The organism is Shinella sp. G-2 (genome assembly GCF_050172695.1).
In the GTDB taxonomy this organism is placed as follows: Bacteria; Pseudomonadota; Alphaproteobacteria; order Rhizobiales; family Rhizobiaceae; genus Shinella.
The window spans coordinates 307,798-320,476 of the sequence record NZ_JBBEYH010000002.1; the positions used below are offsets into that span (position 1 = coordinate 307,798).

Here is a 12,679-nt window from a genome sequence, read left to right on the forward strand (position 1 = left end):
ACAATCAGGCCGCGGCGCGGCGGCGGTCGAGGCCCCGGTAGTGGCGTGCAAGGGCGTTGCCGACGATGCGCAGGTCGCCGATCATATAGGGCAGGTCCCGGTCCTCGATGACGATATGCTGCACGACGGCCCAGAGGTTGGCGCCCGGGTGCTCGTCCTGCGCCCGCTGGATGGCGGCGCGGGCGGCAAGGTAGCGCTGGCGGATGCGCGCCTTGTCCTCCGCGTCGTCGGTGCCCGAGGCTCCGCCCTCGCCCCGGCGCAGCAGGCTGTCGGGCGCGTTGATCGACAGCATGTATTGCTCGCGGCAGGCGGCAAAGCGCGTCAGCGCCTCGTACTGGTCGGAGGCGATGCCGCCGCCTTCCCGGCCGAGAAGGGAAAGCCGTCCCATGACGCTGGCGGCCTCGGCCGTGCTGGCATCGCGCGCGCAAAGCCCGAAAATCTTCATTCTGGCGGCCCGCGCCACCGCATCGGGCGCTTCGCCCGGCGTTTTCGCGCGGGAGATCGCGCCGCTGTCCGTGCGCGCCACTCCGGTCCTCGGCTTGCGGCCCGCCCGCTTGCGACTGCGCTTTTCTGCCTTGCTGGCCATGGTCAGGTCTCCTTGCCGTTTGAAATGGGTTTTTCGAGAAGGGAAATGCGGGGCAGGCTGACGACCGCGCCCGAAATCGTCACGTAGGGCACCCGCTCCACCCAGCGGTCGCCGACGAAGGATCGTTTGCGGGCGGGTGCCGGTGCGGCGGCCTCGGCGACAACCGGCACGGCCGGCGCCTCGAAGAGATCGCGGCGCTTGCGGGCGAGGTTCTCGACGGTCGCCTTCTTCACGCCGATGACCTCGGCAATGGCCTTCATCGTCATGCCGCCGCGGCGCAGGCGAATGCAGGTCGCGATGGCCTCGGCCGTCCACGGCCCCGCCTTCGGCAGCGGGATTGCGCTTGCCGTCTTCGGCGGAAAGAGGTGCCGGTTGCGGGCGGCCATGCCGGAAAAGCTGCCGCGCGAAATGCCGAACTGCCTTGCGATATGGGTGGAGGTCTCGCCCCCGGCCCACAGGCGCGCGGCCTGCGCCATGGTTTCCTGCGTCCAGACGATCGCCCGGTCCGCCTTGCGGATACGGCCCCTCTCCCCCGTCGGGGCGCCGGTCTTTGCCACGGTGCTCATGCTGCGCTCCCGTGCCTGAAACCCGCGACGAGCCGGCGCACCCGCGCCACCGTCGCCGGGTCCTTCGCCGCCGGCGCAGCGGCGAGCGCCGCATGGGCCTCGCGCTTGCGAACGAGATCCTCGCGGTACTTGCCCGCCTCCGCCCGCGCGCGGCGGGCAAGCTCGGCCGGGCGCGGCATGAAGGCATAGTCCATGTCGGCATATTCGCCTTGGCGAATGCGGCGCATGGCGTCCCTCAGCCCCGCCTTCGGCACCGTGCGCAGCGCCAGCGCATAGGCCGCGACGAGCTCGCCGGCCGGAATGCCCGTGGGCACTGCCATGCCGGCCCGCTTCATCGCATCGATGCAGGCGGCGACGGCCTCGGTTGTTACAGGGGAAAGATCATCTGTCAGCGCGGTGATCTCGCGCTGCAAGGTCGAGCGTGTTTCCGGTAAAGTCGTCATCGGTGGTGCGTCCCAATACTTTGTCGATTTCGCGTTGGCAGTCGTCCTGGTGCTGCTGGAAAGCGGATTTGCGCGGCGGCGCCTGCGGCCGGTTCTGCGGCCGTTGCCGGCGGTCCAGCCATTCCGGCTCGAAGCCCTGCCAGCCATTGGCGATCATCGCGTCGGCGGCGGCGGCCGGATCCAGGCAGGCCGCGAACTTGCGGGCAAGGAGCCGGGCGGCATGGGCGGTGAGCGGCTTGCGCAGGCTCCGCCGATGGTCCAGCACCGCCTCGACCCGGTCGGCATCGAGCACGGCGGACAGCGCCTCGCGCGGCGTGCGCGGGTCATCCGAACGCAGTGAGGATGTCTCTGGTGTGCTGGTGCCTTTAGTGCGTCGGGCTTGCGTCCCCGCTGCGTCCCGCAGATGGCCGCTTTCCTGATATTTCGTGTAATTGCAGATGGTTATCTGCGTCTTTCCCGCGTCCGTGCGCGTTACCACCATGCCGTGGTCCTCCAGCAGCTTCAGGAAGGTCCGCACGCGCTTGTCCGACTTCCAGTTCCACGCCGCGGCAAGGCCGCGCAGCGTCACGAACAGCGCGCCGACCGGAACGGTCACGACCTGCGATCCGATGCGATGCTGCGTCGGCGCCCAGGCTGCATGGGCGATCAGCCACAGCCAGGCATCGCTCGGCGAACGTTCGGCATCGGCGAACAGTGGATGATCGAGCAGGGATGCCTGGATACGAACCCACCGCGTCATGGCGCGCCCTCCCCGGCTTCGAGGAGAACGATGCAGGCGGCCGGCAGGCCGGCATTCCAGTGCAGGCAAAGCTGCGCGCAGAGGTTCGCATCGCGGATCACGCCATGGTGCTCCAGGCAGGCGAGCACGGCCTTCGCCCGCTGGTCGAGATCGTCCCGCACGCTCCGGCGGCGCAGCGCGATCGACAGGCGGAAGGGCCCGGCTATCGGCGTTGCCGACGGCTGGATGCGGCTTCCCGCCCGTTCGCACCACCGTCGATAGGCGGGCGACAGGCGAAGATCCGTGTCGCCGCCGGCAGGAGGCGGCCGGCGCGCGGGCGGATATGGAAGGGTAACGCGGATCATGCGCGCACCTGCCTTTCGGGGGGATGGCACGCGCTAGCCGTGCGGAGGCGGCGGCGTCTGTTCCAGCCGTTGCAGCCCTTCCCGCTTTTGCCAGAGTGACCTTCATGGGGCGATGGGCGCGCATGGGCGGCATGGCGGCGGCAGCCGGACGGGTCTCGAACGACCGGGCGGCGGCGCTGATCCGTTTCGTCGACGCCAATCCCGTCTTCCATGCCCTGAAGATTCTCGGCGGCACGGTCGGTTTCATCGTGGTGCTCGCCACCGCGATCCAGATCTGGATCGATATCGACGACCGCCGCGACGAACGGGCCGAGCGCCGCGAGGACGCCATCGAGCGGGCCTGGAACCGCCTGCTGCGCCCGGCGGTGGGCAATACCGGCAAGGGCCAGGCCATATCGCTTCTGGTGCGCGAAGGCGCGCCGCGCGACGGCGTGGATCTCTCCTGCGCCGCCATCGGCCGCTGGGCGGAGGGTGCCTGCGTCCAGCCCGTGGTCTTCGCCGGACTGGAGATGCACGCGGACCTGCGCGCGCCGATGACCTTCGAGCGGCACGCGCCGAATCTCGCGACCGGGGTCGATTTTTCCCATGCCGTGATTCAGGGCGCGTCGATCCGCAATTTCACGCTGACGGGAACGTTCACCGCCGCCGTCATTCGCGATGCGAGGTTCATCCGCTCGCGGCTGCAGCTCGATCTTGCCGGCGCGGAGATCCGGCGAAGCGCCTTCGCGCTCTCCTCGGTGCATCTCGACGGGACGCCTCCCGCCCTTTACGGCGTGGATGTCAGCGGCGCCCTCGCGCCCTGGATTTCCGACCTCGACAAGGACAGGCTGCAACACCTGGCCGCCTGGGCGGACATGCCCCCCGCCGCGGCGCAGGAAACGCGCCTCCAGAAACAGGAGGAGGTGCTGGACGCCATCGTGCTGTGCGATCCCGAATGGACCGACGATGGCAGCATCAGCGCCTATGAAAGCCGCGCCCCACTCGTCGACCGCTACCATCCGCTCCTCGGCTGGCGCTGCGAGGACATGACGCTTGCCGCGGCGCGCGCGGCCTATCCCGCAGCCTATGAGACGCTTCTCGCGCCGTCGCCATAGAGGCATCATGCGCCCGCCCTCCCGTTTTCCGGGCGGCGCTCGCGCGTCGCCACATAGGCGCGCAGGTCCTGCAGCTTCGCCAGCCGGTCGCGCTGCGTGGCGTTTCCCGCCCCGCCGATGCGGGCGCGCAGGCTGCAGATTTCGTCGTCTAGAAAGACGACGAGCAGATGCGGCTCGGTCATCGGCCGGGCCTCCGCGCCGGCCAGGGCCGGTCTCGCCTGTCCTCGGCCGCAGCCGGCGCGCGGGTGCTGGCGGCCTGCTTGACGCACCCTGCGCGGGGCGAGCCGACGGCGGCCGTCGATCTGATCCTGAAGATATCTGCTGGGCGCATCGTTGCGATTTCCCGTTGAAGGTTGCGATGGGCCGCCGGCGCCTGCCTCGAAATGTCAGGAGCCGGAACGGCATGGGCTTGGGACGCGCCGCCTCTCCGGCGGGCACGCCGGGACCGGCGATGCCGCCGTTTCGTTCGGCGTCCGCATGGGCAAGCGCACCGGAAACGCGGCCCGGCGCGACACAGGAGCGCGGGCGCGACGGCGCCTGCGCGATGCGGCACCGGCGAAAGGTGCCTGAAGCTGGGAGAGGCGCGGCCGAGGGAGGAGGCAGCCGCGCCTCTCGTCGGTCATCGCGCGAAGGGGGATCGCTGCGATGGACCGAAGGGAAAATGGCCTTCCGGCGCGCCGGCCTCGTCGTCGCGGGCCTCGTCGTCCTCGGCATGCTGCTTCAGCAAGGCCCGGGTGAGCAGAACGACGACGGCGCCGGTGACGAGCACGGCAAACAGGGCGAGCAGGACAAGGGTCAGCATGGTCATGCCCCGCCCCTTTCCAGCGCCTTGCGCCGGGCAATCTCGCGTTCGGCGGCCTCACGATTGCGGCCGGAGACCGCGCCGATCTCGGGATCGACGATGATCGTCGTGCCGTCCTCGGTGGTGATGATGGAGCGGGCCCGGTTCATGCGGACACCTCGTCGAGCAGGGGCGTCTCGCGCCCGGCATCGCCGAAAATCGAAAAGGCCGCGGCGATATCGCAATCCAGCTTGCCGAGGCGGCGTGCGCGCTCGAGAGCGGTGGCAAGGTCCGCCCGCCGGTGCTGCGCAGGCCCCCTTGCAACGAAGGTCCGCCCATGGCGATGGCCGAAATCCAGCACCGCGGCGCGCGTCGCGCCGACATTGGCGGCGATGTGCCGTCCGCTGAGACCAAGCTCGATGCCGCCGTCGATCTGGGCAAGTTTCTGCTGCGTCGAGGCGCAGGCCCACCAGGACAGTTTCTGCGTCATGCCGCGTCCTCCTCGTGTTTCATCGCGCGGCGGCGCGGCCGGCAAGACGCGGCCGTTCCACGGGCTGAGGGTTGAAAATGAAGGCGGCCCGGCCGGTGCCGCGCCTTCGGGCGGATGGGGAGAGCGGGTTTGGCGGCGCCCTCCCCGTTTTGCGAGGCCGGGTCCCAGGGACCTGCGCCGGGCATGCCGCCGGCCGTTACACCATCCACCCCTCCTGTCTGCCGGACCGTCCGGCGCCTGACGTCCGCCACGCGCCGACGCGCGGAGGCGTTGACGGGCAGATCTCGCCCGGCAGGCGCGCCTCCCGCGCCGGAGCGCAGGGACCGGATTGCGGTGTCGCTCCGCGCCGCCGCCGGGCCGGCCGTCGGCCGGCAGGCGGTGAGGCCGAGGCCATCTGAAGGGGCGGCGAAGCCATCCGGCCGGCGCAGCGCCGTTTCCGGCGAAAGGGGTGCGACGCAGTCTTCGGCCGCGCGCGTCGCCAGCGCGGAAGCCACGGCGGGAGAACGGGCGTCCGAAGCGGGGATATCTTCAATGTCTCGTCGCCTGCGGGCACAGGCCGCGCACCAAAGAAGCGCTGCCGGGCCCGCAAGACAGGCGCCGTTCCGCGCCCAACGCCCGGCATCGGCCGAAGGTGCAGCCTCCGGCGTTGCCGCAAGGCGGAAGGCCGCGCGGACATTGCCGTTGGGGATGATGGTGCGGGTCGCGCAGGTCATGCCGCGCTCCCGGCAAGGCCGACAAGGCTTGCAAGGTCCGGACGAAGCTCCTCCGGCGGAATGCCCGTCACCCGCGAAACGGTGTGCAGGCTTTCCGCGGGAATGCGCCGCCGGCCCGTCTCGTAACGCGACCACTGCACGCCGCTGACGCCGACGAGACCGCCGGCCGCCTCAATGCTGATCTTGCGCCCCCGGCGCCATGTCCTGATCTTCTCCATGCGACGAAATTACCATATTGGCAATTATCGTCAATGCAAAATATTACCAATTTGGCTATTCGTCTGTGCCGCATGCGGAATTAGGTTTCCGCTATGGTAAAAACCCGCCCCACCGACAAGCAGCCAGACGGCGTCTTCATCATCGAGCGCATGGAGAAGGCGCGGCTGAACAACAAGCTGATCGCCGAGAAGATGGAGACGAGCGACGTCAACGTCTCCCGCCTCCTGACGGGCAAGCGCGGGCTCGACCTCGACTGGCTGCGTGCCTTCGCCGCGGCGCTGAACGTGCATGTCTCGGAGCTTTTCCTGCCGCCGGAACGGGATCTGAGCCGGGTTGCAGACGATGACGAGATCCTGGCGCTGCTGCGCCGCATCGGCGGGCTCGACGAGCGCGGGGTCGAGCTGGCCTTCACGGTGATTTCCAACCATCTTTCGGTCAGTCAATCGCCCAGACCATCATCATCTTCCGCTGATGATCGACCCGATACGTCCACGCCCCGCCGTGGATCCGCATCATCTCGTCCACGATCCTGACCGCGGCCCGGTCGATGGCGACCGCCGGTTCCAGCTTCTCCCCTTCCGCCATATCGCGAAGCCTTGCGACCGTGTCAGCGTTACGGACCGCAGGCCGCGTCGCGTACCTAATCGCCATGTTCGCTCTCCCTTTCTGCCGAACCCGCACCTAGGATGCCCCGAAAAGGCGAACTAAACAAGAACGAAATAGGATTATTTTCACACACGCAGGACGTGGCGCGTTGCCGCATGCTCGCTCAACAGGCGTCCTGCCGCCCGCGCATCCGCGCCGTCGCGGCGTCGCCCCGACGCCCGGCCCGACACCGCGCGGCCGGCTCATCCCCGGCCGTTTGCGCGGGGTGATTCTGCGCGCACCGGCGATTTAGCCAATTTCATTACCATTCAGGCAATTATTGGATTGACGCATAATTACCAATTTGGCAATCTTTGTTGCACACCCACCCATCATGGTGGCAGGACGAGGAGCAGGGACATGGCCGAGGCCGATCGTTTCGAGATCGATTACACCTTCGAGGAAGTCAGGCTCATCGGCGACGGCCTGATGGCCTGGGGAACGGCCGTGCTGATCGAGGACAATGACGACGACTTCTATGTCGACCGCATCCTCATCGACGGCAAGCGGCTCGACCGTGCCGGAACCGGCGCCATGGGCTTTCCGAGCACCGTCAACAAGGCGCTTTTCGAGGCCATCGCCCGGCAGATCGAAACCAGCCGGGACGCGCAGGAGACCTTCGCCGAAGCCATCTCCGCCCACCGCGCCGATAGCGCCGCCGCGGCCTGAGCGTCTCGCCCCTATCGAAGGAGAGCACCCGATGTGGACCTGCAACGATTATGTCCGAAACGCCCGGGTCGCCGATGCCGACGCGGCGCTGTGGGACAGCATGGCCGAAGACGCCATGCGCCGCGCCGAATTCTACCGCGAGAAGGCCGCGCAGCGCCGCCGCGATGGGCAGGATTACCGCGAACAGGCGGAACGCAGGCACGCCGAAAGCGCGGCCGCGCAGGAAGGAAGCACGGCATGACCGCGCCTTTTCTAGAAGCTCTGTACCGCTTCCAAGGCCAACTATGCACTGGGCGTACCAATGCTGAAAATCGCATGTCTCTTGAGCACGACACGCCGGTTTTTGACACCTTTGAAATCTGCTACCATCGGGAGAAACTTGATGGAGTTAGCAACGTGAAACGCGTTAATCTCTTCGAATACTTTGAGCTTGCCGAACACCTGGCGTCCGCCAAAAGAACGCTATCCAGTGATCGCGCAAACGGGGGTATACTATACTTTGGCTTGAGTTTGCTCCCTGCAAAACTTGATTCATTCGTTAGCGAGCAGAACGGGTATGCGACATGCAAGCATTGCGCCCTCGAACTAAAAAATTCCATAGAAAATTGGATTTCTGAGAAACTTTGGCAAGATGGCTCTGCTTTTCCCAAAGAAAAATTTGATAAAGAATTCGAGAGCTGGGAGTATCGTTACCTTTCTTCCAAAATTGACACCTTTCGCAGCGTATTTGAAGCAGAGTGTCACGACGTAGATTTCTATTCTGTTGGTCAGGTAGCCATATATAAGACGAGAGATCTTGTTGCGAGCGCCTCGCATGCCATCCCAGATGAGTTTCGGGATGGCATGTCGAAGGAAGCTTTAAAGGAATTTGATGACTCTGGCCGCTGCCTTGCATTCGATCTTCCAACAGCCTGCGGTTTTCACGCTCTGCGCGGGACTGAGCTTGTTATGGATGATTATCTGAAGGCCTTTGGTGTTAAAAGAAATCTCGTAAGTTGGAACGAATACATCAAAGCCGCAGATGCATTGGTGGCAAGCGACAAGCCGGGGCCAAAGCCTTCAAAGAAGGTGACCGCTATGCTCGATCGAATGAAATCGCTTGATAGAAATCCGTTGATGCACCCGAGAGATGAGCTTGATTTGGCGAGCGCTGATCAGCTTTTTCGCCTTTCGACCATAACCGTGGTGGAAATGATTAGAGATATGCGAAGAGTAAGCGGGGAGAACACGGTAGCGCTTATCGCTGCCAACGCAGGCGCCGAGCTGTCCAATGAACAAGCCGCAGAATGATGTAAGCAGACAGGGACGGCGAGATACCAAGTGAGCGCTGAAAACTCCGCCTGATCAGAAATTCCTTGCGCCTGGCCTGCATCGTGAGGAATCGAACCACGAGACCGCTGGCATCGTGCAGCTACGAGGCGCAATCTGGAGGATTGGCCATACTCGCCTCAGCGGGGAACGATGCGGATTTCGCTCGGGAATTTTCCGGTCAGGGCGGCCATGGGCAGAAGGCCCCAGACGGGAATGGCGCTTTCGATGGAGATGGTCTTTCCCGCCGGCAAGGCGGCCAGCACCGCCCGGTGCTGCCGCACGAATTCGCGGCGAACCTTCAGAAACCGCAGGGGCCAGGGCAGCGAGCCAAATTTCCGGCGCAGCGATTTGCGCAGGAAGCGCGGATGCAGCGAGATATGGAAGGTCGCGCCTGCCCGCGCCAGAATGCTGGCCACGGCCGGAAGCAGCGAATATTCCCCGCCCTCGATATCGATCTTGATGAAAAGCGGATCGCCGGGCGACGAAAATTCCCGCAGCACGTCCTCGAGGCGGCGGGAGGCCACCGTCCAGCTCGTATCCGCATCGGCCAGCAGGGCGCTCGACATGGAGTCGCCGCCGCTCGAGCTGCTGCCCAGCACCAGCGGCGCACCGTCGACGGTGATCGCCGCATTGATGATCGACAGCCGGTCGGCCCAGGCGGCCCCGCTGTTTTCCTGCGTGTTGGCCTTGAGTTCCTCGAAGGCGACCGGATCTGGCTCGAAGGCCACGCATTTCGCACCGAGCTGCGCCGCATAGAGCGCCGTCGCGCCGATCCAGGCTCCGACATCCAGAACCACGGTCGTGGGGCGGATGTTGTCCCGGAAGAAATCGAAGGTCTCGTTTTCCCACTGCCCGGCCTTCACGCCGTCCCAGAACGCCTTGTTCTTGCCGGTGAGGACCTGAAAGGAGAGGCCGTTCACCACGATCTTGTCTTGCATGGCAGCTTGTTTCCGCGACACGTTTTCCGAGAACCCAGCCAAGTTGGGCATATTTCCAGCGCACGTTCAAGGTGAATGATGGTTTCGTGAATTCTATCCCGGATGTTGTCCGAAAGGCCGCGTCGGACAGCCTCCTTGGCCGCAAAAGCGGCGGGAGAAACCGTCATTCCGTCTCCGGCGCGTCCTTCGAGCCGAAGACGTCCATCAGGTAGTCGGTGAAGACCCGGATCTTTTGAGGCGTATGCCGTCGCTGCGCATAATACGCAAAGATCGGCTGCCCGGCAGGCCGGTAGTTCGGCAACAGGCGCACGAGACGGCCCTCCGCGATATCCCTGGCGACCATGAAGTCGGGCAACAGGGAATAGCCTCCACCGGCGATGCAGATGTTCCTCACCGCCCGGGCCGAGTTCAGCGTCACGTGCTGCGGCACGTCAAATTCGACGATCCTGCCCTCCCTGGAAAACCGCTGCGTGCGCCCCCATTCCCCGCTGACCTGGGTGACGGACGGCCAGGCGCGGATGTCCTCCAGCGCGTCGGGCATTCCGTAGGCCTTGCACAGCGCGGGCGCCGCAACGAAGACGATCCGTTGCGTGAATATCCTTTGTGCGATCAGGGACGAATCCTTCAAGGGCCCGACACGGATGGCAAGATCGAAATGCTCCCCGATCAGGTCGACCAACCGGTTGCCAAGGTCGACCGAAACCGCAAGCTGCGGATAGCGCCGGCTGAACTGCGGGATGGCCGGTGCCAGGCATTCGTTGCCAAAGGCCGTCACGCAGGAAATGCGCAAGCGACCGCGCGGGCTCTCGTGACGGTCGCGGACAGAACTCCTCATCTGGTCAAGCTCTTCCAGGATGCCCGCGCTCTTCTGCACGAACTCCGACCCCGCGTCGGTCAAACTGAGCTGTCTGGTCGTCCGGTTGAAAAGCCGCGCGCCAAGATCGGCCTCCAGGTCGGCGACGATACGGCTGACCGAGGGGCCGGACAGTCCAAGGTCGCGGCCTGCAGACGAAAAACTCTTGTGCCGGGCGATCGCCACGGCAACCCTCATCGCCTCAACCATGTCCATCGGTCATTCTTCCGGAATTCAAAGCAATCTTTTTCAGAATGGCCTGATTATCATCCCTCGCAAATTCATGCACCATCGGCGCGCCACCGAACAGGAGAACGCCATGGCCACCAATCCCAGCTGGATCCTTCGAAGCCACCCCTCCGGCATGCCGACCGAGGAAAACTGGGTGCTGGACGAGCGCCCTCTCCCGCAGCAAGCGGAGGGCGAGCTTCTCGTGAAAACGCTCTGGCTCTCCGTCGACCCCTATATGCGCGGCCGGATCAGCCCCGCCAGGAACTATGCCGCGGGCTTCAAGCCTGGCGATCTCATGCGGGGCGGCGGCGTCGGCGAGGTGATCCGCTCCGGCTCCGCGGATTTCAGACCCGGCGACATCGTGACGAGCGATTGTTTCGGCTGGCAACCCTTCAGCGTGGTTCCCGCGCAGTCGGCCAAACCGGTCTCGAGCACGGACGCGCCCGTGCAATCGGCCCTCAGTTATCTGGGCATGCCGGGCCTTACCGCCTATTTCGCCCTGTTGAAGACTGCACATCCGAAGGCGGGAGAGACGGTGTTGATATCAGCGGCGTCCGGCGCCGTGGGGCAGATTGCAGGACAGATCGCACGCATCAAGGGCTTCGACCCGGTGGCCGTCGCAGGCTCTGACGAGAAGCTGGAATGGTGCAAGACGCTGGGATACCGAACAGGTGTAAACCACAGGACCTCGGCGGACCTTCTTGCCGATATTGCCGCCGCGTGCCCGAAGGGCGTGGATGTCTTTATCGACAACACCGCAGGGCCGATACACGATGCGGCCATGCTCAACCTCAATACCTTCGGCCGCGTCGTGATCGTCGGGACGATTGCGCTGGCCGACCGGCTCGAACAGCCCGATATCGGCTTGCGTCATCTGCGTCGAACGCTGATCACCCGCGCCCGGATCGAAGGCTTCCTGCTCGACGATCACGCGGACGGCTATGAGACGGCACGCGCCGAACTTCTGTCCTGGTACAGGCAGGGCCTGCTCCAGACGCGAGAAGATGTCGAGGAAGGCATCGAGACCGTGCCGCGCGCATTCATCCGCATGCTGAAGGGTGAAAACTTCGGAAAGCAGCTGGTCAAACTGTAACGGGCAGGACCCTCAGCCTCACGGCCAGCGTCCTGAATAATTCGGGCTCCGGCGTTCGATCCAGGCGTTCAGTCCTTCGCGCAGGTCATCGGTCGGCACGATGCGGGCAAATTGTTCGCCCTCGACAAGCAGGCCTTCGGCGATGCTCTGGTTTACCCCGCGCGTGACGGCCGTGAGGATGCTCGCTGCGGCCAGCGGCGAATGGCGCAGGATACGGCGGGCAAGGTCGCGCGACGCCGGGATCAAGTCTTCGTGGGGAACGACCTTGTTGACGAGACCGAGTTCCCATGCCCGTTGGGGCGTGAAACTGTCGCCGGTGAGGAGGAGCTCGAGGGCGCGTTTTCGTCCCGCCAGGCGCGGCAGTCGCTGGGTCCCTCCAAAGGTCGGCGGCATCCCGAGATTGATTTCCGGCTTGGCGAAGAGCGCCCGTTCGCTGGCGATGGCGAGCGGCACCGCCTCGGTGATCTCGCAGCCTCCGCCGAACGCGAGGCCGTTTACAGCGGCGATGATCGGCTTGCGAAACGCTTCCAGTCTTGCCGTCAGGCGCTGACCGCGCGACACGAAATCGCGCATGGCGGTGTCGACGCCAGCCGCAACGCTTTTCGAAAATTGATGAATATCGCCTCCGGCTGAAAAGGCACGATCCCCCGCTCCCGTCAGGATGACGGCCCGGATGGCGTCATCCGTCTCGATCGTGTCGAGCAAAGCGAGCAGCCGATCGATCAGCTCGTAACTCAACGCGTTGAGCTTTTCGGGTCGATTGAGGGTCAACGTGGCGATCTGATCGCAGGCATCATACAAAACCAGGTCCGACATGGGGCTTCCTTCCCGAGAGGTTTCTGGAGGAGATAATGCCGATGGAGGGAGCAATGTATATTCACTTGTCGGTATACATGGCGCGACGCCGATGCCGGGCCGTGCTGCCTTGGCGGCGCAAACGCTTGATGGCTGGGCGAGGCCCGGC

19 protein-coding genes are annotated in these 12,679 nt (G+C 65.1%); 6 read left to right on the plus strand and 13 right to left on the minus strand.

The features are described 5' to 3' along the window. Nucleotides 1-4 precede the first annotated feature (4 nt). From V8U06_RS05400 to V8U06_RS05420, 5 genes are read right to left on the minus strand one after another with little or no spacing between them, the layout of a single operon-like run. Nucleotides 5-586, minus strand: a complete 582-nt coding sequence (locus V8U06_RS05400) for a hypothetical protein (RefSeq protein WP_427139798.1) — start codon at nt 584-586, stop codon at nt 5-7. Nucleotides 587-588: 2 nt separating this feature from the next. Beyond that, on the minus strand, nt 589-1,152 hold the full coding sequence (locus V8U06_RS05405; protein WP_427139799.1) for a hypothetical protein: 564 nt from the start codon (nt 1,150-1,152) through the stop codon (nt 589-591). Further along, nucleotides 1,149-1,595 carry a hypothetical protein gene (locus tag V8U06_RS05410; RefSeq protein ID WP_226919650.1) on the minus strand — a complete coding sequence of 149 codons (447 nt, stop codon included), beginning with the start codon at nt 1,593-1,595 and terminating at the stop codon, nt 1,149-1,151. Before V8U06_RS05410 ends, V8U06_RS05405 begins: the two co-directional genes overlap by 4 nt. Continuing rightward, the gene (locus V8U06_RS05415; RefSeq protein WP_427139800.1) at nt 1,534-2,334 is read right to left on the minus strand and encodes a hypothetical protein; all 801 of its coding nucleotides are present in this window, start codon (nt 2,332-2,334) and stop codon (nt 1,534-1,536) included. The genes V8U06_RS05410 and V8U06_RS05415 overlap by 62 nt, the downstream gene beginning before the upstream one ends. After that, on the minus strand, nt 2,331-2,678 hold the full coding sequence (locus V8U06_RS05420) for a RusA family crossover junction endodeoxyribonuclease (RefSeq protein WP_427139801.1): 348 nt from the start codon (nt 2,676-2,678) through the stop codon (nt 2,331-2,333). Before V8U06_RS05420 ends, V8U06_RS05415 begins: the two co-directional genes overlap by 4 nt. Before the next feature lie 104 nt (nt 2,679-2,782). Between V8U06_RS05420 and V8U06_RS05425 the strand changes: the two genes are divergently transcribed. Next, nucleotides 2,783-3,772, plus strand: coding sequence for a hypothetical protein (locus tag V8U06_RS05425; RefSeq protein ID WP_427139802.1), 990 nt, complete (start codon nt 2,783-2,785; stop codon nt 3,770-3,772). 5 nt (nt 3,773-3,777) lie between these two features. On the opposite strand, the gene V8U06_RS05430 is transcribed toward V8U06_RS05425, so the two are convergent. The 5 genes from V8U06_RS05430 to V8U06_RS05450 form a co-directional block, all read right to left on the minus strand. Continuing rightward, nucleotides 3,778-3,954 (minus strand): hypothetical protein, encoded by a 177-nt coding sequence (locus V8U06_RS05430; protein ID WP_427139803.1) that lies wholly within the window; start codon nt 3,952-3,954, stop codon nt 3,778-3,780. 437 nt (nt 3,955-4,391) lie between these two features. After that, on the minus strand, nt 4,392-4,580 hold the full coding sequence (locus tag V8U06_RS05435) for a hypothetical protein (protein ID WP_427139804.1): 189 nt from the start codon (nt 4,578-4,580) through the stop codon (nt 4,392-4,394). Next, complete coding sequence (locus tag V8U06_RS05440) at nt 4,577-4,723, minus strand: hypothetical protein (protein ID WP_427139805.1); 147 nt, start codon at nt 4,721-4,723, stop codon at nt 4,577-4,579. The genes V8U06_RS05435 and V8U06_RS05440 overlap by 4 nt, the downstream gene beginning before the upstream one ends. Beyond that, nucleotides 4,720-5,043, minus strand: coding sequence for a hypothetical protein (locus V8U06_RS05445; protein ID WP_427139806.1), 324 nt, complete (start codon nt 5,041-5,043; stop codon nt 4,720-4,722). Before V8U06_RS05445 ends, V8U06_RS05440 begins: the two co-directional genes overlap by 4 nt. Before the next feature lie 709 nt (nt 5,044-5,752). Beyond that, nucleotides 5,753-5,974: a helix-turn-helix domain-containing protein gene (locus tag V8U06_RS05450; protein ID WP_226919659.1), complete on the minus strand. Its 222-nt coding sequence runs from the start codon at nt 5,972-5,974 to the stop codon at nt 5,753-5,755. A gap of 93 nt (nt 5,975-6,067) precedes the next feature. On the opposite strand from V8U06_RS05450, the gene V8U06_RS05455 reads away from it, so the two are divergent. The 4 genes from V8U06_RS05455 to V8U06_RS05470 all read left to right on the plus strand — a co-directional run bounded on the left by V8U06_RS05455 (nt 6,068) and on the right by V8U06_RS05470 (nt 8,579). Further along, nucleotides 6,068-6,508, plus strand: a complete 441-nt coding sequence (locus V8U06_RS05455) for a helix-turn-helix domain-containing protein (protein ID WP_427139807.1) — start codon at nt 6,068-6,070, stop codon at nt 6,506-6,508. Nucleotides 6,509-6,980: 472 nt separating this feature from the next. Then, nucleotides 6,981-7,289, plus strand: a complete 309-nt coding sequence (locus V8U06_RS05460) for a hypothetical protein (protein WP_427139808.1) — start codon at nt 6,981-6,983, stop codon at nt 7,287-7,289. A 31-nt stretch (nt 7,290-7,320) separates the two neighbouring features. Continuing rightward, a complete protein-coding gene (locus V8U06_RS05465) occupies nt 7,321-7,530 on the plus strand; it encodes a hypothetical protein (RefSeq protein ID WP_427139809.1) in 210 nt (69 codons plus the stop codon). Beyond that, complete coding sequence (locus tag V8U06_RS05470; protein WP_427139810.1) at nt 7,527-8,579, plus strand: hypothetical protein; 1,053 nt, start codon at nt 7,527-7,529, stop codon at nt 8,577-8,579. The genes V8U06_RS05465 and V8U06_RS05470 overlap by 4 nt, the downstream gene beginning before the upstream one ends. Nucleotides 8,580-8,737: 158 nt before the next feature. Here V8U06_RS05470 and V8U06_RS05475 read toward each other — a convergent pair whose 3' ends face one another. Then, the gene (locus V8U06_RS05475) at nt 8,738-9,538 is read right to left on the minus strand and encodes an FkbM family methyltransferase (protein WP_427139811.1); all 801 of its coding nucleotides are present in this window, start codon (nt 9,536-9,538) and stop codon (nt 8,738-8,740) included. Nucleotides 9,539-9,701: 163 nt separating this feature from the next. After that, entirely contained in the window at nt 9,702-10,607 is a 906-nt protein-coding gene (locus V8U06_RS05480; protein ID WP_427139812.1) for a LysR family transcriptional regulator, read from the minus strand. On the opposite strand from V8U06_RS05480, the gene V8U06_RS05485 reads away from it, so the two are divergent. Next, nucleotides 10,558-11,715 carry an NADP-dependent oxidoreductase gene (locus V8U06_RS05485; protein ID WP_427139813.1) on the plus strand — a complete coding sequence of 386 codons (1,158 nt, stop codon included), beginning with the start codon at nt 10,558-10,560 and terminating at the stop codon, nt 11,713-11,715. The two genes, V8U06_RS05480 and V8U06_RS05485, sit on opposite strands and share 50 nt — an antisense overlap. Before the next feature lie 18 nt (nt 11,716-11,733). Here V8U06_RS05485 and V8U06_RS05490 read toward each other — a convergent pair whose 3' ends face one another. Next, nucleotides 11,734-12,531 (minus strand): crotonase/enoyl-CoA hydratase family protein, encoded by a 798-nt coding sequence (locus V8U06_RS05490; RefSeq protein WP_427139814.1) that lies wholly within the window; start codon nt 12,529-12,531, stop codon nt 11,734-11,736. Nucleotides 12,532-12,679: the final 148 nt, after the last annotated feature.